We start from the raw sequence: 19,772 nt of genomic DNA on the forward strand, positions 1-19,772 counted from the left end.
ACCATGCCCAACACCGACGCACCAGCCCCGCACACACCCGCCGAACGCGCCAAGCTCGCCAGGCGGGCGGCGATCGCCAGCCTCGTCGGCACCGCCGTCGAGTGGTACGACTACTTCATCTTCGGCACGGCCTCGGCCCTGGTCTTCGGACCCCTGTTCTTCCCCAACCCCGACGACCCCATCATCGGCACCCTCTCGGCGTTCGCCGTGTTCGGTGTCGGGTTCGTCGCCCGCCCGCTCGGCGCCGTCGTCTTCGGGCACTTCGGCGACAAGTTCGGCCGCAAGGTCGCGCTCATCACCACCCTGATGATGATGGGCGCCTCCACCTTCCTCATCGGCCTGCTGCCGACGGCCGAGCAGATCGGCCTGTGGGCGGCGGCGCTGCTGGTGCTGATGCGGCTCGCCCAGGGCTTCGCGGTCGGCGGCGAGTGGGGCGGGGCCTCGCTGGTGGCCGTCGAATACGCCCCGGACGACAAGCGCGGCGCCTACGGCAGCTTCCCGCAGATCGGCAACGCCGTGGGGCTCGTGTTCTCCACCGGCATCTTCGCCCTCGTCTCCCTGCTCCCCGACGACCAGCTCTTCTCCTGGGGCTGGCGGATCCCCTTCCTGCTCAGCGCCGTGCTGATCGCCGTGGGCCTGTTCATCCGCTTCAAGCTCACCGAGACCCCCAGCTTCCAGGCCGCGCAGGCACAGCTGGAGGCCGACCGGGAATCGGCGCAGGCCAAGGAGAAGATGCCGCTGGCCGAGCTCTTCCGGAGCTTCAAGAAGCCGCTGCTGCTCGCGATGGGCATGCGCCTGGGTGAGGCGGTCTTCGGCTACATCGTGCTGACGATCGGCCTGACCTTCGTCGAGAACTACACCGACATCGGCCGCACGCAGGTGCTGATCGCCTCGTCGATCGCCGCCGGCTTCGCCATCTACACCTATTACTTCTTCGGCACCTACAGCGACCGGATCGGCCGGCGCACGGTGTTCATCTTCGGTTCGGTGTTCGGCGCCGCCGTCGTCTTCCCGTTCTTCTGGATCCTGGCCGCCGAGAACATCCTGCTCATGTACGTGATCTACACGCTCGCCTACGCCATCGGCGTCGGCGCGGTCTACGGGGTGGAACCCGCGTTCTTCTCCGAGCTGTTCGGCACCAAGGTCCGCTACACGGGGGTCTCGCTGGCCGCGCAGGTGCCCTCGATCCTCGTCGGTTTCTGGCCCTTCCTGGCCACCGCGCTGCTCGCGGCCACCGACGGCGACCCCTGGCCCATCGCTGCGCTGACCGCGGCCTGCCTGGGCATCGGCCTGGTCTGCGCCTACCTCGCGCCCGAGACCAACCGGGCCGACATCGACGACATTGGCGAGGACGCCCGATGAGCCCCGCCGAAGCCGGCCGCGATCTCACCGACCCCCGCGCGGTGGCGTCCGGTGCCGACCCCGAAGCGGGCCTGAAGGAGCCGCTCTTCGAGAACCTGGAGATCCCCGAGCGGCTGGGCCCGGTCACCGTGCGGGTCGACGATCACAAGATCAAGCGGTTCGCCTTCACCCAGGACGACCACCACCCGTGGCACCTGCACTCCAGCCCTTTCGAGGGCCGGCGCATCGGCCATGCCGCGCTGCTGGGCAACGACCTCGTCCAGCTGTTCACCACGGTGTACGCGGCCAGCAGGGTGGTCGGCCTGCACACCGAAGAACAGGTGTGGTTCGACTCCCCCGCCTTCCTCGACGAGGCCGTCACCCTGGACGGGACCTACACGCAGGCCTACGAGCGGCGCGGCCAGGGCTACGTCGTCATGGAGGCCACCGCCACGGGTCACGACGGGCGCAGCGTCCTGCGCCATCGCGGGGTGGAGATCCTCCGCACCCGGCCGGGTGACGTCGCGGGCCGCGGCTCCTCGGCACCTGCACCCGGCGCGCGCCGGGTCACGGGCGAGGTCCCCGCCGGCGCGCCGGCGTTCGACCCGGCGGCTCCGCGGCCGGGCCAGGTCCTGGCCCCGCTGGCCAAGACCATCACCACCGAGCAGGCCGCGGTGTTCTCCCGCGCCGGCGAGTACGTGCGCAACATCCACAACGACCTCGGACTCGCCCGTGCGGCGGGGCTGCGCGTGCCGATCGTGCAGGGACAGCAGCAGTTCGGCGTGCTCGCCGAACTGCTGACCCGAGCCGCCGGCGCCCCGTTCTTCACCGGCGGATGGATGCGGGTCAAGTTCCTCACCACCGTGGACGTGCACGAGCCGATCGAGGCGGGCGGCGTCGTCACCGCGGTCGGCGACGGCAAGGCCGAATTCGAGATCTGGGTGCGGCGGGCCGACGGACGGCTCAGCGCCGCGGGGTGGGCGAGCGCCCCCCTCACGACCACCGACGAATGACAACGAAAGTGACGGTAATGACGGAGATGACCGGCGGCGAACTCGTCGTCAAGATGCTGGAATCGCTCGGAGTCACCCACGTCTTCGGCGTGGTCGGCGGGCAGACGCTCGCCATCAGCGACGCGATCATCGACACCGACGCCATCGAGTTCGTCCACACGCGCCACGAGAACGCTGCGGCGGTCATGGCGGACGCCTACGGCAGGCTCACCGGGCGCCCCGCCGTGGCGATCTCCACCACGGGGCCCGGTGCCACGAACCTGCTCACCGGCGTCGGCGGGGCGTTCCGCGACTCCAGCCCCGCGATCATCATCACCTGCAACAACAACGGCGAGAACATCCACAAGGACGACGCGCAGAACGCCGACCACGTCGACATCTTCCGCAACTACGTCAAGTACGGGCGGCTGGTGGCCCACCCCACCTCGATCAAGCAGGCCATGGAAGAGGCCTACATCAACGCCATGACCGGCAACCCGGGCCCGGTGCACCTGGACTTCGCCCGCGACACCATCGAGCAGCCGGTGGCGGACCCGCCGGCGGTGCCCGCCGTTCACCCGGCCCACTCGTGGGTGGGGGCCCGCCCGGTTGCGGCGAGCCCTCAGGTCGAGGCGGTCGCCGCCCGCGTGCTGGCGGCCGAGCGGCCGGTCATCTGGCTCGGCAACGGCGGCAACCGGGGGCAGGCGTCCGACGACGTCCTGGCGCTGGCCGAGGCGCTGAACATCCCGGTCATCACCACGTTCAACGGCATGGGCGCGGTCCCGACCACCCACCCGCTCGTCTTCGGTGCGCTGAGCCGCATGGGGACCAAGCTGACCACCCGGGTGATCGGCGAGGCCGACCTCGTGCTGGCGCTGGGCAACAGCCTCAACGCGGTCTCCACCACGCGCTGGCGCCGCCGGCTGCCCGAGGTCGTGCAGGTCGACATCGACCCCGCCATGATCGGCCGCTACTACGCGGACGTGACCACCGGTGTCGTCGGCGACGTCGCCTCCTTCGCCCGCGACCTCACCGCGGCCACCGCGGCGCAGGCCGAGCGGGCGCGCGGCCCCCGCGCCGGCTGGATCGCCGAGCTACAGAAGGCCGAGAGCGAGTGGTGGGAGCTCAGCTCCTCCGTCGAGCCCGAGAACCCGGGCACCGTCTCGCCGGCCGTCGTCGTGCGCGCGCTCAGAGACGTCACGCCCGAGGACGCCGTGCTGATCCCCGACGCCGGCAACCCCGGGGTGTGGTCGTTCCTGTGGGAGATGCCGGTCCCCTACCGCTACATCAAGCCGGTCGGATTCGGGAACATGGGCTTCGCCCTGCCCGCCGCGATCGCCTCGGTCTGCGCCGCCCCGGAGCGGCCCGTGCTGGCCCTGATCGGCGACGGCTCCCTCGGGATGAGCCTCGGGGAGCTGGAGACCCTGGCCCGCGTCGGCGGCCCCGTGGTCGTCGTGGTGCTCAACGACTCCAGCTACGGCAACATCCGCCAGGAGCAGGTCCTGCACTTCAACGGGCGCACCGTCGGCGTGGACTTCGCCGACGTGGACTTCGCCCAGGTGGCCCGCGGCATGGGGCTGGAGGCGGTCCGGGTGGGCGACCGGGAGACGATGGTGCGCGCCGTGCGCGAGGGGTTCTCCTCCGCGAGGCCCCTGGTCGTCGACGTCGTGCTGGACCGCGCGGCGAACGCCTGGACCTACGACGCGTTCACCCCCTACGAGGGCTGAAGGGAGGAGGCCGACATGGAGCACGAGGAGAGCAGTGCGAGTGCGACCCCAGGGCCGCTCGAGGGCGTGAAGGTCCTCGACCTCTCGCGCTTCATCGCGGGCCCGCTGTGCGCGCAGATCCTCGGGGATTTCGGCGCCGAGGTGGTGAAGGTCGAGCGGCCCCGAGGCGAGGACTCCCGCCACCACGGGCCCTACTGGCAGGGCGAGAGCATCTACATGTTCCTCTACCACCGCAACAAGCAGGCCGCGACCCTGGACACCCGCCACCCTGAGGCCAAGGCGATCCTGGAGGACCTGGTGCGCTGGGCCGACATCGTCGTCGAGAACTTCCGGCCCGGCACCCTGGAGAAGATGGGGCTGGGGTATGAGCGGATGAAGGAGCTCAACGAGTCCGTCATCCTCGTCTCGGTCTCCGGCTTCGGGCAGACCGGGCCGGACTCGCGCCGGGCCCTGTTCGACGCGATCTCCCAGGCCTCGTCCGGCCTGATGAGCATGACGGGCGAAGCCGGCGGCAAGCCCACCCTGAGCGGGACCTACATCGCCGACTACACCACCGGCTACCAGGGGGCGATCGGGGCCATGGCCGCGCTGGCCCACCGGGAACGCACCGGCGAGGGCCAGCTGGTCGACATCGCCAGCTACGACACCATGTTCTCCGCACTGGGCACCCGCCTGATCGCCGAACTCATGCTCGGCCTGGACATGCCCCGGTCGGGCTCGCGCGACCTGCTCACCGCCCCGGTCAACGTCTACGAGGCGGCCGACGGCCCCATCTACATCCAGGCGGGGACCGCCTCGCTGTTCCCCAAGCTCTGCTCGGTGATGGGCCGCGAGGACCTCTCCACCGACCCGCGCTACGCCACCGTGGAAGGCCGGATGGCCGACCAGGCCACCCTGGAGGCCGCCATCCAGGAATGGGCCGGCCCCCTCTCCCGCGAGGAGATCGCCCGCCTGCTCGACGAGGCCGGGGTGCCCTACGCCAACGTCGCCAGCGTGCGTGAAGCCGCGGCCTCACCGCAACTGGCGGCGCGTGGCATGATTGCCGAGGTGGAACATCCATCCCTGGGAACGATCCGCATGCCCAACAACCCCATCCACATGGAGAAGTCACCGCCCACGGTGCGCAAGGCACCACCCCGGGTGGGCGAGGACAACGACCACGTGTACGGGACCATTCTGGGGCGCAGCGCCGACGACATCCGGCGACTCCGCGCGCAGGGCGTCATCTGATGGCGCGCAGTCTCTACCGGGTGATCTATGACGACATCTCCGCCCAGATCGCCTCGGGGGCGCTGAAGGCCGGCGCGAAACTGGAGAGCGAGACCGAGCTCGCCCGCCGCTACCAGGTGAGCCGGATGACCGTGCGGCAGGCCCTCGATCTGCTCATCGCCGACGAGCTGGTCACCCGCAAACGCGGAAGCGGCAGCTATGTGCGCGAGCACCCGCGCCGCGGACGGCGGCTCAACCGGCTGCGCTCGTTCGCCCAGGAGCTCGCCAGCCCGGAGGAGGCCGTCACCAGCCAGGTCCTCTCGGCCACGGAGGAGGAGGCTCCGGCAGGGGTCGCCGACCGGCTGGGCCTGGAGGTCCACGACGCGGTCAACCGGATCAGGCGCCTGCGCCTGGTCGGCGGGGTGCCGGCGGCGGTGCAGGACGCGTGGGTCCCCTACGCCGTCGCCCCCGGCCTGGTGCGGGATCCGCTGGTGGAGGGCTCCCTCTACCGGACCCTGACGGAGAAGCACGGCCTCAAGCTCCGCTGGGCCGACCAGACCATGACGGCGGCCCTGCTGGAGCCCGCGGAGGCCGAGCTGCTCGGGGCCGCGGTCGGCGGGGCGGTGCTGCACTCCCTGCGCATCACCTACTCCGACACCGAGCGCGCCGTGGAGTACACCAACAGCTGGACCCTTCCCGAGTTCCCGCTCCTGCTGCGGATCGACGCCGAATGAGCGCCGCCGAACCCGCCGTCGTCGCCGTCGACGCCGGTACCTCCGCCGTGCGCTCAGGGCTGTTCAGCCTCTCCGGACGGCTGCTGCGCTCCGCACGGGTCGCGCGCAGGGCCGGTGCCGGGGACCTCTTCGACGCCGCCGAACTCTTCGCCGAGGTCGGCGCATCACTGCGCGAGCTCGACGTGGATTCCCGCCCTCGCGCGCTGTGCGTTTCGGCGCACATCGGCGCCGTCGCCGTCGACGCCCACCTGGATCCGGTGCTGCCGGGGGGCGGATGGTCCGACACCCGCGGCCTCGACCTGCTCCGCCGGATGCCCGACGCGCAGCGGGCGGCGCTGCTCGCCAGAGGCGGGCGTCCCGCGCTCTCGGGCGGGGCCCTCGCCCTCGCCCTGGAGCTGGCGGGGTCCGGTCTCGGGGGGCGTGTCCGCGCGCTGCTGAGCCCCAAGGACCTCATCGTGGCGCGGCTGACCGGTCGCGTGGCGTCGGACACCGTGGACGCCGCCTACACCCTGGTCTCCGATGTGCACGCCCGCTCCTGGCAGTCCGGCGCCCTCCGGGGCCTCGGACTCCCCGAGGACTGGTTCCCCCCGCAGGTGGAACCGGCCGCGCCGGTCGGGCGGGTCCACGACGCCGGGGCGCGGGCCACCGGCCTGCCGGAGGGGACCCCGGTGATCGCGGGTGGCCCCGACGGTTCGGTCGGCATCGGTCTGCTGCTCGGCACCGCGTCCGCAGGGATCGCCGACGTGGCGGGCACGACCGATGTGCTCGCCCGCCTGATCGACGACCCCGCCCGCGCCGGGTGCGGCGCCGTGGTGAATCCGGCCATGGTCCCCGGGCGGTGGACCGCGGGCGGTGCGACCGGGATGACCGGCGGCGCGGTCGCGCGGTGGCGGTCGCTGGTCGGTGCCGTCGACGACGAGCGGCTCGGCGCCGTGCCGGCGGGCAGCCGCGGACTGCTCGCCTTCCCGGGTCTCTCCGGTGAGCGGTTTCCCCGCTGGCGGCCCGGTACGCGCGGCGCGCTCCTGGGGCAGACCTCGGAGCACGGGCCGGCGGAGATCCTGCGTGCCGCCCAGGAGGGTGGCGGCTTCACGGTGCGGGAGGGCGCGGACCTGCTGGACCCTGATCGTGACCTGCCCCTGCTGCTGGCGGGCGGGTCGGCGCGTTCGGCGCACGTGGCGCGGCTGCGCGCGGACATCCTCGGGCGGCCCGTGCACGTCGCCGACAGCCCCGATGTGACCCTGCTCGGCGCCGCCGCCCTCGCACTGGTGGGGATCGGCGAGGTGCGCGATCTCGACGAGGCCCGTGACCGGCTCGGCCTCACCTTCAGCGTGGTGGCGCCGGACGAGCGGCGCAGTTCCCGCTATGACGAGGTGTTCGCACGTTGGATCGCCGCGCGGGAGTCGGGTACGTGACCGGGCCGGTGACGCACCGGACTTCCGGCGCACACGCCGCACCCGGCGGCCCGCACGCGGCCGTCATCGGCGCATACGCGGCGGGCCGGCCGCGCTGCCCGCCGCCAAGCTAGTCGTCGTTGTCGGCGTCCCCCGTCTGTGCCGCGAACGAGGCACTGTAGGTGGCGGCCCCGGCTATGGCGTCGGCCGAGAAGGTGACGTGCCCGACGGGGGCACGGCCGCCGACCGCCTCGGCGACGCGGGCGGCGTCGGGCAGGGTGAAGCCCCCGCACAGCTCGATCAGCGCCGCGCCCTCCTCGACCAGCGCCCGGGCGACCCGCGGGGCGTCGGCCGAGCTGGGGACGGGGACCAGCAGCGTCCGCTGCCCGCCCCGGTCGACGACGACCCGGTCGGCGTCGGGGTCGGTGGAGGGGTGTTCGTAGATGTAGGCCCAGGTCGGCATGGTGGCCTCGTTTCGTCGTGGGGAACCGCCGGCGTCGTACGCGGCCAGCGTAGAACCTCCAGTTAGGTCTAAGTAAAGCCCGTGGCGCACGCCCCGTGGGAACGATGGGAGCGAGACGGGCGGGCGAGGGTCCGGGGCCGCGCCGTCCGTTCGACGGCCGGACCATACCCTGGATGACGTGGTCATACGAGGCATGCGGCCGGACTTCGGCGCCGGGTCGCGCGCGGCGGGGCCGGGGCGGCGCGGTGCGGCCGTCCGTCGCCGGCTGCCCCTCTACGCGGCGGGCGAGATCGACGTGGCCTACGTCGTCCGGGGCACGGACGAGGCCGTCGACCGGGACACCTGGTGGGAGGAGCATTCGCACCCGACCCACGAACTGCTGTGGAACCGGCGGGGCGCGTCCTCGGCGACGGTGGGCGCGCGCGTGTGGACGATCACCCCGCTGGTGGGCCTGTGGGTCCCCGCCGGGACGCCGCACGCCGGCTGGGCGCCGGCGGGGACCGTGCATCACGCGGTGCAGTTCCGTGCCCGCTCGGTGCCCTCGATCTCCGGTGCGCCCGTCGCGGTGGACGTCACACCGCTCCTGCGGCTCCTGCTCGACCGGCTCACCGCCGAGGACCTCGACCCGGGCGCCCGCGCGCGGACGGAGGCGGTGGTGCTCGACCTGCTGGCCCCCTCCCGCAACGAGCTGCTGCTGCGTGTCCCGCGATCGCCGCTGCTGGCGCCCATCGTCGCGGCCGTGGGCGCGGACCCGGCGGAAGCGACGACCCTGGCGGGGTGGGCGGCGCGCCTGGGCGTGAGCACCCGCACCATCACCCGGGCATTCCAGGCGGAGACGGGGCTCGGCTTCAGCCGGTGGCTTGCCACGGCGCGGGCCCAGCGGGCCGTCGAGCTGCTCGCGCAGGGAGGGCAGATCGCCGATGTCGCCGAGCTGGTCGGCTACCACTCGGCGAGCGCGTTCGGCACGGCGTTCCGGCGCGTCACGGGGGTGAACCCGGCGGCGTTCCGGTCGCGGTGACGGCGTCCGCGCTCCCCTCACGGTGCTGTCCGATTCGCGAATGGTGGTGTCGCATTCGCGTGGTTGCGAACCCCGTGCGCATGGCTCTAACTTTGGTGAGGCAAACCTTACTGATCTCTGCATTCAGCGTGGTCACGGCCGCCCCTCCGGACGTCCGCCGCGCCGGTGAGCCCTGCCCGCATGCCCTCGCGGCGGCACGGCGGCGCCTCCGCGCGTGCGCGCACCCGGCGCCCGGGCCTTCACCGGCCGGAGCGAGAACCCCCGCCACGGCATCGCCGTGGCCGGCCACCCGGCCACCCGGCCACCACCGAAAGGACACCATGCCTCGCGCATCACGGCGGGCCGCCCTCCCCGCGGCCGCGCTGCTCACCCTCGCGCTCGCGGCCTGCTCGGCACCCGCTCCCGGTGACGGGGCCGGCGGCTCCGCGGACTGGACCCCCGTGACCATCGAGCACGCGCTCGGCACCACCACCGTCGAGTCCCGGCCCGAACGGGTCGCCACCGTGAACTGGGCCAACCACGAAGTCCCCCTCGCCCTCGGGGTCGTCCCGGTCGGCATGGCCGCCGCCGACTTCGGCGACGACAACGGCGACGGCGTACTCCCGTGGGTCGAGGAGAAGATCACCGAACTCGGCGCGCAGACGCCGGTGCTCTTCGACGAGACCGACGGCATCGACTTCGAGGCGGTCGCCGATACCCGCCCCGACGTGATCCTCGCCGCCTACTCCGGGCTGACCCAGGAGGACTACGACACCCTGAGCGAGATCGCCCCGGTCGTCGCCTACCCCGAGACCCCATGGGGCACGCCGTGGCGGGAGATGATCGAGCTCAACAGCCGGGCCCTCGGCCTGGCCGACGAAGGCGAGGAGCTGATCGCCGGCCTCGAAGAGCAGATCACCGCCTCCGTCGCCGAGCACCCGCAGCTGGAGGGCCGCTCGGCGATGTTCCTGACCCACGTGGACACCAGCGACCTCAGCCAGGTCAGCTTCTACACCGCCCACGACACGCGCGCCATGTTCTTCGAGGACCTCGGGCTGCAAACCCCCGGCAGCATCGCGGCGGCCTCCGAGGAGACCGACCGGTTCTCCCTGACCCGCAGCGCCGAGCAGGCCGACGCCTTCGACGACGTCGACATCGTCGTCACCTACGGCGGCGACGCACTCCTGAGCACCCTGCAAGGCGACCCGCTGCTGGCGCAGATGCCCGCGGTGGAGCGCGGCGCGATCGTCGCCCTGCCCGGCGACAGCCCCCTCGGCACCGCCGCCAACCCGACCCCCCTGGCGATCGAATGGGTCCTCGACGACTACCTCGACCACCTCGCCGCAGCCGCCGACGAGGCCCGGTGACGGCACGGTCCACACCCGCCGTTGCGGGCGCCCGGCCGCTGCGGCGTCCCGACCGGGGACGGGCCCTGTGGCTGCTCGCCGTGCTCGGCGTGCTGCTCGCGCTCGTGTTCGCCTCCATCACCGTCGGCTCGCGCGAGGTGCCCTGGTCCGACATCGCGGCGGCACTGGGCGGCGGGACCGACGGATTCGGCCAGGCCGCGGTCGCCACGCGGATCCCCCGCACCCTGCTCGCCGTCGTCGCCGGCGCCGCGCTGGGCGTATCGGGAGCGGTCATGCAGGGGGTCACCCGCAACCCCCTGGCCGACCCCGGCATCCTCGGCGTCAACATGGGGGCCTCGCTGGGGGTGGTCACCGCGATCGCCTTCTTCGGCCTGGCGACGGCGACCGGCTTCATCTGGGCGGCGATCGCCGGCGCCGCCCTCAGCGCCGCGTTCGTCTACGCGGTGGGCTCCCTCGGGCACAACGGCGCGACCCCGCTCAAACTGGCCCTCGCCGGCGCGGCCACATCGGCCGCCCTTGCGTCGTTCATCCGCGCCATCGTGCTCGGGCGCAACGACATCGCCGGCGGGGTCAGGTCCTGGCAGATCGGCGGCGTCGGCGGCGCGACGTTCGACGGCCTCGCCACCGTGCTGCCGTTCCTGGCGGCCGGGTTCGCCGCCTGCCTGCTCGCGGCGCGCGGGCTCAACCTCCTCGCCCTCGGCGACGACCTCGCCGCCGGCCTGGGGCAGCGCGTCGCCGCCGCGCGCGCCGCGGCGGCCGTCGGCCCCGTGGTGCTGTGCGGCGCCGCCACCGCCGTCACCGGCCCGATCGGCTTCGTCGGGCTGGTCGTACCGCACGTGTGCCGGCTGCTCGTCGGCGTCGACCACCGGTGGCTGCTGCCGTTCTCGGCCCTGGGCGGCGCCGCCCTGCTGACGGCGTCCGACGTCGTCGGGCGCATCGTGGCCCGCCCCGAACAGATCGACGTGGGCATCGTGACCGCGCTGATCGGCGCCCCGTTCTTCATCCACATCATCCGCCGCCAGAAGGTCCGTGCGCTGTGAGCATCTCCACCGTCGAAGCCGTCGCCCGCGGCCGGGTGCGGCGTGCGCGCCGGCGGCGCGCCGTGGTCGCCGTCCTCGCCGGCCTGACCGTGCTGGTGTTCGCCGCGAGCCTGATGGTGGGGCGGACGTTCTACCCGCCGGGCGACGTCGTGGGGGTGGTCCTAGGGCAGGACGTCCCGGGCGCCTCCTTCACCGTGGGCCGGCTGCGGCTTCCGCGGGCCGCGCTCGCGGTCGTGGCCGGGCTGTCCTTCGGGCTCGCCGGCATCACCTTCCAGACCATGCTGCGCAACCCCCTCGCCAGCCCGGACATCATCGGGATCAGCGCCGGGGCCAGCGCGGCGGCGACCTTCGCCATCGTCGTGCTCTCGCTGGGACCGGCCGCGGTGTCCGCGGTCGCGATCGCCGCGGGGCTGGCGGTGGCCGTGGTCGTCTACGCGCTGTCGTTCAAGAACGGTAGCGCCGGGAGCCGGCTCATCCTGATCGGCATCGCCATCGCGGCGATGCTGGAGAGCTTCACCAACCACATCCTCGACCGGGCGGCCGAGTGGGACCTCCAGGAGGCCATGCGGTGGCTGACCGGCAGCCTCAACGGCGCGACCTGGAACGACGTCCTCCCGGTCACCGTCGCGCTGCTGGTGCTGGCGCCCGTCCTCCTGCACCGGTCCGGCGAGCTGGCGCTGTTCCCGCTCGGCGACGACACCGCCTCGGCGCTGGGGGCCCGCGTCGAGCGGACGCGCCTGGTCGCGGTCGTCGGCGCGGTGGGGCTCGTCTCCTTCGCGACCGCCGCCGCGGGGCCCATCGCGTTCGTCGCGTTCCTGTCGGGGCCCATCGCCGCGGGGCTCACGGGGCGCAACGGCTCCCTCCTCATCCCCGCCGCGCTGGTCGGTGCGCTCCTCGTCCTGGTGGCCGACCTCGTCGGGCAGTTCGCCCTGGGCTCGCGCTACCCGGTGGGGGTCGTCACCGGAGTCCTCGGCGCGCCCTACCTCGTGTACCTGATCATCCGGACCAACCGCGTGGGGACTTCCCTGTGACCACGGACCATTCCCTCCTCGCCGAAGAGCTGACGCTCGGCTACGGGGACCGCGACGTCATCCACTCCCTCGACCTCGCCGTCCCCCCGGGACGCATCACCGCGATCGTGGGCGCCAACGCGTGCGGCAAGTCCACCCTGCTGCGCGCGATGTCCCGGCTGCTGGCGCCGCGCGGCGGGCGCGTGCTCCTGGACGGCCGGGAGGTCCACCGCCTTCCGCCGAAGAAGGTCGCCCGGACGCTGGGCCTGCTGCCGCAGGCGCCGATCGCGCCGGAAGGCATCACGGTGAGCGATCTCGTCGGCCGCGGACGCCACCCCCACCAGCGGATGCTCACCCGCTGGAGCGCCGGCGACGACCAGGCCGTCGCCGACGCCCTAGAGGCGACGGGGACGGCCGAGCTGGCGGACCGGCCCGTCGACGAGCTCTCCGGCGGCCAGCGCCAGCGCGTCTGGATCGCCATGGCGCTGGCCCAGCAGACCGACCTGCTCCTGCTGGACGAGCCGACCACGTTCCTCGACGTCAGCCACCAGGTCGAGGTCCTCGACCTCCTCACCGACCTCAACGGCTCGCGCGGGACGACGATCGTGCTGGTCCTGCACGACCTCAACCTCGCGGCGCGCTACGCCGACCACCTCATCGCGCTCGCGTCGGGCCGCCTCCACGCGGCCGGCCCGCCCGAGCAGGTGATCACCGCCGAGACGGTGCGGGCCGTGTTCGGGATCCGCAGCCGCGTCATCACCGACCCCGTCTCGGGCACCCCGCTGATGCTCCCGATCGGCCGCCACCACGACGCGGCACGTGCCGTCTGACGACGAGCCGCCGGGGCGGCCCGCCTGGCTTGCCCCTGACACCGGTGTGAGCTCTTAGCGTGGAGCGCGCCGGCGCTCGCCGGCTCTTCACCCTGATCTCACGAATGGCCGGTTCAGGCCGCGTGGAAAGGCAGAACGTCATGCGCGCAGTCCGCTATCACGAGTACGGCGGTGTGGAGACCCTCGTGGTCGAACAGGTGCCGGCCCCCCATCCCGGGCCCGACGAGATCCGCATCCGCGTGGCGGCGGCCAGTGTCAACCCCGTCGACTGGAAGGTGCGTTCCGGTGCAGCGCGCGAGATACTCCCCTTGGACCTGCCCGCGATCCCCGGGCGAGATGCCGTCGGCGTGGTCGACCAGATCGGTGCGGGCGTGCAGGGGGTGGGCATCGGCGACCGCGTCTTCGGTCTGGGCGGCGTCACCGGCGCGACAGCGGAGCTGGCCGTGCTCTCGGCCTGGGCCTACACGCCCAAAACGTGGACCGACGAGCAGGCCGCCGGCGCCGGCCTGGCGTCCGTGACCGCGATGGGCGGGCTGAAGGCGCTCGGTCCCCTGCGGGGGCGCACCCTGCTCATCGAGGGCGCCGCCGGAGGCGTGGGCAGTGCCGCGGTCGAGATCGCGGTGGCCCAGGGCGCCGCCGTGATCGGGACGGCGAGCGAGCGCAACCACGAGTTCCTCACCTCCCTCGGAGCCGTCCCCACCACCTACGGCACCGGCCTCGCAGAACGCCTCGCCACCCTCGCCCCGGACGGTGTCGACGTCGCGCTCGACACCGCGGCCTCGGGGTCCCTGGCCGATCTCATCGCGATCGTGGGCGACCCCACCCGTGTGTCGACGGTCGCCGACTACACCAACGCGCACCGCCTGGGTGTGCACCTGGCCAACGCCGAGAACGACTCCACGCTCCTCGCCGAAGCGGCCGAACTCGGCCGGCAGGGCCGCTACACACCGCGCATCGAGCGGACCTATCCCATCGAACGCATCGCGGAAGCGCACGCATACGCCGCGCGCGGACGCACACGGGGCAAGATCGTGGTCCGCATCTGAGCCCCTCCCACCGTGCGGGCTTCCCGCGGCTCCGTCCACGGGAAGCCCGCGCCCCCGGATCATCCGTCCTGGAGCGACCCGGCCGCCTCGGCGATCATCCCGTCGGGTTCCCCGACAGGCCGGGCCCTCGATCCGCCTCGCGCGCAGCGATCGCCGACCAGGGCCGGGAGCTGCTGTGGGCCGACCTCGGCTGCGACCCCGACGACCCCGCCACCCGCATCCGGGGCGGGCCTCCCACCGTGACGTCCCGCCGCTGCTGGCCGTGGGGGAACCCGACCTCGGCGCGAAGGAGCCCACGCCGGTGGAGCGGCCGGTCATCGAGGCACTGCGCGCCGGCTGACCCGCGCTGCCACTCCCTACAGCGGGCGGCCGGGTCGGCGGGTGTCAGCGGAGCCAGGTCCGGTCGGTGGCGAACAGGTAGTTGCGGCCCGCCGTGGTGACCTCGGCGACGCGTGTCCAGCGGCGGCGGCGCCACGCGTACATGGTGTAGCCGCGGTGCAGCAGCGATTGGGCCACCATGCCCGAGGTGATGCCGTACTTGGCGAGGTGCCGGTCCTCGATCTCCAGCAGTAGCGCGGGGTGGTGTTGCTCCAGCGTGCGCGCCGCCCCTGACAGCACTGCCGACTCGAACCCTTCGACGTCGATCTTCATGAAGTCCACGCGCTCCAGCCCTCGTCGGGCGCAGATCTCGTCGACGGTGTGCACCTGCGTGCTCAGCGTCCGTTCGGCGGAGAAGGAGCGCCGGCGCCCAGGGCTGAGCTTTCCGGTTTGCAGGTGGGCCCAGCCATGGATCGGCAGGCCGAACCGGTAGGGCAGCGTCATCCGTTGCGACCCGCTGTCGTTTCCGAGCGCGGCGTTGCAGATGCGGATGTGCCGTGCGCCCGACGCCCGGTGCCCCGCGGCCAGGATCCGGTACGGGTTGGGGAGCGGCTCGAAGCTGTGCACCTGCCCACGCGCGCCGACGAGAGCGGCCAGCGGGTAGGTGTACATGCCGTACGCGGCGCCGATGTCGAAGCACACATCTCCGGGCCTGACGATCTGCGCCAGCCCCCGGATCTCGGGTTCGGAGAGGGATACCGAAGCGCAGCCGCGCAGCGTCCCGGCGATCGCCCCCAGTCGGAGCGTGTGCCGCTCAGCGGGCGTTGGGGATGGGCAGGCCGCGGCTCGGCTCGTTGCACGGTTGTTGGGCATCGTTCCCCGTTCCAGGTTCCAGGTGCGCCGATCGAGGTGTCGGTCGGCCACGCTAGAAAGGGAAAGCCGGCGGGGACATCCCCCGGCAGAGCGCAGTCGGCGCCCCGGCGGTTGGCACTGGGGAGCCAGTGCCCGGAGCCGTGCGGGCCAAGGCCCCACCGGCCGATCGCGGCGGCGCGGTTCAGGAGCCGCGGCGGCCCGGGAGGACCAGCCCGCTCTCGTAGGCGAAGACGACCGCCTGGGCCCGGTCACGCAGGCCGAGTTTGCCGAACAGGCGTCCGATGTGGGACTTGACGGTCTCTTCGGCGATGCCGAGGTCGCCGGCGATCTCGGCGTTGGCGCGTCCGCCGGCGATGAGCCGGAGCACGTCGGTCTCGCGGGCGGTCAGCTCGTTGAGGCGGAGCGATTCGGGTGTGGCGGCCGGCCGCCGGGCGGAGAACTCCTCGATGAGCCGTCGTGTCACGGAAGGGGCGAGCAGGGCCTCGCCGCCGGCGATCACCCGGACGGCGGTGATGAGGTCGTCCGGCGGCGCGTCCTTCAACAGGAACCCGCTCGCCCCGCCGCGCAGGGCGGCGTAGACGTAGTCGTCGAGGTCGAAGGTCGTGAGGACGAGTACCTTGGGGCGGTGGGCCTGGTGGGGGCCGGGGCGGAGGATCTCGCGGGTGGCCTGGAGACCGTCGAGCTCGGGCATGCGGATGTCCATGAGGACGACGTCGGGGCGCAGCTCCCGGGCCGCGGCCACCGCCCGCCGGCCGTCGGGGACGTCTCCCGCCACGCGGATGTCCGGCTGCGCGGCGAGCAGCGCCGCGAACCCGGCACGCACCATGGCCTGATCATCGGCGATCAATACGCTGATCATCGCTCGTGTCCCTCCCGTCGCCTCCGTCCATCACGTCGGGAGACGGTTCTCCGGCGCCCGTGGAGGAGGCCAGCGGCAGTGTAGCCCGCACGATGAACCCGCCTTCGGGGGTCGGCGCCGCGGTCATGTCACCCCCGTGCACGGCCACGCGCTCGCGCATCCCCACCAGCCCGTGTCCGGGGTGCGGACGCTCCACCGCGGGTGGCGGCGCGTCGGGTGGTGCGTTGTGCACCTCGACGATCAGCGCGCTGCACGTCTCATCGGGAGCGACCTCGACCCGGGTCGCCGCGCCGGTCGCGTGGCGGACGACGTTGCTGAGGGCCTCCTGCACGATTCGGTAGGCCGTCAGTGCGGCGGCCGGGGACAGAGGGTCCGGCGTATCCACGACCGCCAGCCGTACCGGGGTGCCGGCCCGGCGGGCGGATTCCATGAGCCGGGGAAGATCGGCCAGGCCCTGCGGCGGCGGCTCGGTCTCCGCGGGGTCTGCGGGGTCGCGCAGCACGCCGAGCAGGTGCCGCATCTCGCGCAGGGACTCCCGGGCGGTGGCATTGATGGCCTGGAACTCCCGCGACGCTTCCTCGGAGACGCCGCCGGGCAGCCGGTAGCGGGCGGTCGCCGTCTGCACCGCGATGACGGACATGTGGTGGGCGACCATGTCGTGCAGCTCCCGGGCGATGCGGTTGCGCTCCTCCAGCACCAGCCTCCGTCCCCGCTCCTCGGCGATGCGCAGCGTGCTGGTGAGCCGCACCCGCTTGTTGTGTCCGAGGACCATCGCCACCAGCACCGCCATCGCCCACACGATGGCGCCCGCGATCGCGTTGGGGAGGTCGTCGAGAAGGTGTATGGGGGTCAACGCGCCTGCCGCCAGGTAGATCACGAACGCCGGGATCGCGATCCTGAGGCGGACGGACAAGGCCAGGACGTAGACGACCGCCAGGTGTGCCGGGATCGCGTTCAGCAGCCACGGCCGGTACTGGAGCGCTTCATCGTCCGACAGCACCGGCCCCAGCAGTGTGAGCAGGAGCAGGCCGGCGAGGGCCAGCCACCATGCCGCCATGGGCCGGTACCAGCACAGCACCACGGGCGCTGCGATCAACAGCGCCGCCGGGACGCCGGAGAGGCCGAAGCCGAAACCGATCGACAGCGTCAGCGCGTTGACCAGGAACAGTGCGATACCGCCGAGGAGAAAAGGGAGTCGTCGCACCACCGGCCGAGGCCCGGAGCCGTCGTCCGGTGTCAGAGCGTCCGGAACCCGCGCGTCATGCGCCTCCCGAAGAACGCGACGGATCGCCTGCACTCCCACCCCCCGATCACACCGCCCGGGCACCGTGCGCCGCGGCCGTATCGCCCCACGATGCCATCCGGGCGAAGCGTCGTCTCCCGCCCGGCCCCGGCTTTCACCGGCTGCTCGACCTGCTGATGGACGCGATCACCCGCGCGGGCGCAGGGCGCGGGACGCGTAGCGGCGCGCTCCACGACCGGGGCGGACACGGCTGACGGTCACCGGGCTCGACGACGGGGGCGTGGCCTATCCCGTGCGCACGGGTGTCCTTGTGATGCTGCGGAGCGTGTCGGCGAGGTGTTCGCGGTGTTGGCGCAGGAGTTCGACGGAGATGTCCTGCGGGCCGACGGAGACGAGGTGGTCGGTCGCGGCGCGCAGGGCCGCGCTCGTGGCGGCGGCGAGCATGCGGACCTCGAGCGCGCCGGCCGGCATGCGCATGCGCTCGGCGAGCACCTCGGCGAAGGCACGCTCGCCGCGTTCCCGCAGCACGAGGTAGACCGCGCGCAGCACGGGCTCGTCGTGGGTCATGCGGATGACGGCGAGGACCGCCTCGAGGTCGGATCCCGACGTGTCGAGCACGGGCGTGTAGGCCGCGCGGAGGTGGTCGGGCAGCTCCATGTCGGGCGGCCAGGTGCGCAGGACCGCTTCGAACGCGTCGATCGTCTTGGTCAGCAGGGGTTCGACGCAGCTCTCCTTGCTGCGGAAGTAGCGCCACAGCGTGCGCTCGGACACCCCGGCCGCCCGCGCGATCTGCTCCCCGGAGGTCGCGCCCACGCCCTGTTCCCGGAAGAGCCGCACCGCGTGGCGGGAGATGTCGAGCCGCTGCCGCTCGCGCTGCTGGTCGCTCACCGGAGGACGCCCGCGTCGGGGCCGGACATCACCTCGCTCCGCCACGTCCACCTCCACCGGCATTTAGGGACAGGCGCTGACCCACCCTAACCGACGCAACATTTATGGCAGGAGCTGACATAAAAGGGTAGAGTCCGGCACAGTGCCGCCGGACCCACCGGGAGGAAAGCGATGAGCGTCACCGACGAACGCCTCCAATTGCCCTTCGAACGACCCAACATCCTCGAGCTCGCACCGCTGTACGAGGTGCTGCGCCGCCAGGCACCGGTCACCCCGGTCACGACGCCGGCGGGCGACCCCGCCTGGCTGGTCACGCGCTTCGACGACGTCCGCGCGCTGCTCGGCGACAAGCGGCTCGGGCGCTCCCACCCCGAGCCCGAACGGGCCTCACGCATCACGACCGCGGCGGTCCAGGACGGCCCCACGGGCAGCTACGCGACCGAAGCGGCCGACCACGCGCGGATGCGCAGGCTGCTGACCCCGGCGTTCTCGGCCAAGCGGATGCGGCTGCTCACCGACCACGTCCAGGACCTGGTCGACGGCTACCTCGACCGGCTCGTCGCCGAGCGCGCCGCCGCACCCGGCGGCGTCGTCGACCTGCACGCCGGGCTGGCCTTCCCCCTGCCGGTCGCCGTCATCTGCCGGCTGCTGGGGGTGCCCGAGGACGACCGCGAGCACTTCCGCGCCCTGTCCGAACGCATGGCCAGCTACACCAGCGGAGACGACGCCCACCGGGCGCGGGCCGAATTCAGCGGCTACATGACGGGGCTGGCCGAGGGCAAACGCGCCGAGCCGGGCGAGGACGTCATCTCCGACCTCGTGCGCGCCCAGAGCGACGACGAGGGCTTCGACTACAACGAGATGGTCCGCCTGTGCGTCGGGCTGCTCTTCGCCGGGCACGAGACCACCGTCAACCGCATCGGGCTGGGCACCCTGTTCCTGCTCACCCGGCCCGACCAGTGGCAGGGGCTCACCGCCGACCCCGCCGGCCGGGTCAACGCCACTGTCGAGGAGATCATGCGCCTGGGAGCCCCCGGCGACCTGGGCCTGCTGCGCTACGCCCACACCGACCTCGATGTCGACGGCGTCACCGTCCACCGCGGCGACGCCCTCATCCTGTCCATCAACGCCGCCAACCGGGACCGGTCGGCCTACGCCGACGCCGAGACCTTCGACCCCGACCGCGCCGAACGCGCCCACCTCGGGTTCGGGCACGGCGCGCACTTCTGCATCGGCGCCAGCCTCGCCCGCACCGAACTGCGGATCGTCTTCGCCACCCTCGCCCGGCGCCTGCCCGGGCTGCGCCTGGCCAAGGACATCGACGACCTGGAGGTGCGCACCACCATCACCGGCGGCGTCACCGAACTGCCCGTGACCTGGTGAGATCACCCGGCCGCCGCAGACGGTGACGGCCCATGGAGGTGACGCGGACAGCGGCGGCGGC

18 protein-coding genes are annotated in these 19,772 nt (G+C 72.9%); 13 read left to right on the forward strand and 5 right to left on the reverse strand.

Annotation, left to right across the window (positions count from 1 at the left end; translation table 11 throughout):
* The first annotated feature begins 3 nt into the window (after nt 1-3).
* From ACFOVU_RS09450 to ACFOVU_RS09475, 6 genes are read left to right on the forward strand one after another with little or no spacing between them, the layout of a single operon-like run.
* Nucleotides 4-1,362 (forward strand): MFS transporter, encoded by a 1,359-nt coding sequence (locus ACFOVU_RS09450; protein WP_378531929.1) that lies wholly within the window; start codon nt 4-6, stop codon nt 1,360-1,362.
* Nucleotides 1,359-2,354 (forward strand): hypothetical protein, encoded by a 996-nt coding sequence (locus ACFOVU_RS09455; protein WP_378531930.1) that lies wholly within the window; start codon nt 1,359-1,361, stop codon nt 2,352-2,354. The genes ACFOVU_RS09450 and ACFOVU_RS09455 overlap by 4 nt, the downstream gene beginning before the upstream one ends.
* Nucleotides 2,355-2,371: 17 nt before the next feature.
* Nucleotides 2,372-4,060, forward strand: coding sequence for a thiamine pyrophosphate-binding protein (locus tag ACFOVU_RS09460; protein WP_378531932.1), 1,689 nt, complete (start codon nt 2,372-2,374; stop codon nt 4,058-4,060).
* 15 nt (nt 4,061-4,075) lie between these two features.
* Nucleotides 4,076-5,290 carry a CaiB/BaiF CoA transferase family protein gene (locus ACFOVU_RS09465; RefSeq protein ID WP_378531934.1) on the forward strand — a complete coding sequence of 405 codons (1,215 nt, stop codon included), beginning with the start codon at nt 4,076-4,078 and terminating at the stop codon, nt 5,288-5,290.
* Nucleotides 5,290-6,003, forward strand: a complete 714-nt coding sequence (locus ACFOVU_RS09470) for a GntR family transcriptional regulator (protein WP_378531936.1) — start codon at nt 5,290-5,292, stop codon at nt 6,001-6,003. The genes ACFOVU_RS09465 and ACFOVU_RS09470 overlap by 1 nt, the downstream gene beginning before the upstream one ends.
* Nucleotides 6,000-7,415 carry a xylulokinase gene (locus tag ACFOVU_RS09475; RefSeq protein ID WP_378531938.1) on the forward strand — a complete coding sequence of 472 codons (1,416 nt, stop codon included), beginning with the start codon at nt 6,000-6,002 and terminating at the stop codon, nt 7,413-7,415. The genes ACFOVU_RS09470 and ACFOVU_RS09475 overlap by 4 nt, the downstream gene beginning before the upstream one ends.
* Before the next feature lie 109 nt (nt 7,416-7,524).
* Here ACFOVU_RS09475 and ACFOVU_RS09480 read toward each other — a convergent pair whose 3' ends face one another.
* Entirely contained in the window at nt 7,525-7,857 is a 333-nt protein-coding gene (locus ACFOVU_RS09480; RefSeq protein ID WP_378531940.1) for a DUF6506 family protein, read from the reverse strand.
* Between the two features lie 193 nt (nt 7,858-8,050).
* On the opposite strand from ACFOVU_RS09480, the gene ACFOVU_RS09485 reads away from it, so the two are divergent.
* The 6 genes from ACFOVU_RS09485 (at nt 8,051) to ACFOVU_RS09510 (ending at nt 14,147) form a co-directional block, all read left to right on the forward strand.
* Nucleotides 8,051-8,875, forward strand: a complete 825-nt coding sequence (locus tag ACFOVU_RS09485) for a helix-turn-helix domain-containing protein (RefSeq protein ID WP_378532811.1) — start codon at nt 8,051-8,053, stop codon at nt 8,873-8,875.
* 320 nt (nt 8,876-9,195) lie between these two features.
* Nucleotides 9,196-10,221 (forward strand): iron-siderophore ABC transporter substrate-binding protein, encoded by a 1,026-nt coding sequence (locus ACFOVU_RS09490; protein ID WP_378531942.1) that lies wholly within the window; start codon nt 9,196-9,198, stop codon nt 10,219-10,221.
* The gene (locus ACFOVU_RS09495; RefSeq protein ID WP_378531944.1) at nt 10,218-11,261 is read left to right on the forward strand and encodes a FecCD family ABC transporter permease; all 1,044 of its coding nucleotides are present in this window, start codon (nt 10,218-10,220) and stop codon (nt 11,259-11,261) included. Before ACFOVU_RS09490 ends, ACFOVU_RS09495 begins: the two co-directional genes overlap by 4 nt.
* Entirely contained in the window at nt 11,258-12,292 is a 1,035-nt protein-coding gene (locus ACFOVU_RS09500; RefSeq protein ID WP_378531946.1) for a FecCD family ABC transporter permease, read from the forward strand. The genes ACFOVU_RS09495 and ACFOVU_RS09500 overlap by 4 nt, the downstream gene beginning before the upstream one ends.
* On the forward strand, nt 12,289-13,101 hold the full coding sequence (locus tag ACFOVU_RS09505) for an ABC transporter ATP-binding protein (RefSeq protein ID WP_378531948.1): 813 nt from the start codon (nt 12,289-12,291) through the stop codon (nt 13,099-13,101). The genes ACFOVU_RS09500 and ACFOVU_RS09505 overlap by 4 nt, the downstream gene beginning before the upstream one ends.
* Nucleotides 13,102-13,241: 140 nt before the next feature.
* On the forward strand, nt 13,242-14,147 hold the full coding sequence (locus ACFOVU_RS09510) for an NADP-dependent oxidoreductase (protein WP_378531949.1): 906 nt from the start codon (nt 13,242-13,244) through the stop codon (nt 14,145-14,147).
* A 384-nt stretch (nt 14,148-14,531) separates the two neighbouring features.
* On the opposite strand, the gene ACFOVU_RS09515 is transcribed toward ACFOVU_RS09510, so the two are convergent.
* The 4 genes from ACFOVU_RS09515 to ACFOVU_RS09530 all read right to left on the reverse strand — a co-directional run bounded on the left by ACFOVU_RS09515 (nt 14,532) and on the right by ACFOVU_RS09530 (nt 18,328).
* Nucleotides 14,532-15,389, reverse strand: coding sequence for an FkbM family methyltransferase (locus tag ACFOVU_RS09515; protein WP_378531951.1), 858 nt, complete (start codon nt 15,387-15,389; stop codon nt 14,532-14,534).
* A 130-nt stretch (nt 15,390-15,519) separates the two neighbouring features.
* Entirely contained in the window at nt 15,520-16,197 is a 678-nt protein-coding gene (locus tag ACFOVU_RS09520) for a response regulator (RefSeq protein WP_378531953.1), read from the reverse strand.
* Nucleotides 16,172-17,404 (reverse strand): sensor histidine kinase, encoded by a 1,233-nt coding sequence (locus tag ACFOVU_RS09525; protein WP_378531955.1) that lies wholly within the window; start codon nt 17,402-17,404, stop codon nt 16,172-16,174. The genes ACFOVU_RS09520 and ACFOVU_RS09525 overlap by 26 nt, the downstream gene beginning before the upstream one ends.
* 321 nt (nt 17,405-17,725) lie before the next feature.
* A complete protein-coding gene (locus ACFOVU_RS09530) occupies nt 17,726-18,328 on the reverse strand; it encodes a TetR/AcrR family transcriptional regulator (RefSeq protein WP_378531957.1) in 603 nt (200 codons plus the stop codon).
* A 171-nt stretch (nt 18,329-18,499) separates the two neighbouring features.
* On the opposite strand from ACFOVU_RS09530, the gene ACFOVU_RS09535 reads away from it, so the two are divergent.
* Nucleotides 18,500-19,711, forward strand: a complete 1,212-nt coding sequence (locus ACFOVU_RS09535; protein ID WP_378531958.1) for a cytochrome P450 — start codon at nt 18,500-18,502, stop codon at nt 19,709-19,711.
* Nucleotides 19,712-19,772 lie beyond the last annotated feature (61 nt).

The sequence above is a fragment of the Nocardiopsis sediminis genome (assembly GCF_042650565.1).
GTDB lineage: Bacteria > Actinomycetota > Actinomycetes > Streptosporangiales > Streptosporangiaceae > Nocardiopsis_B > Nocardiopsis_B sediminis.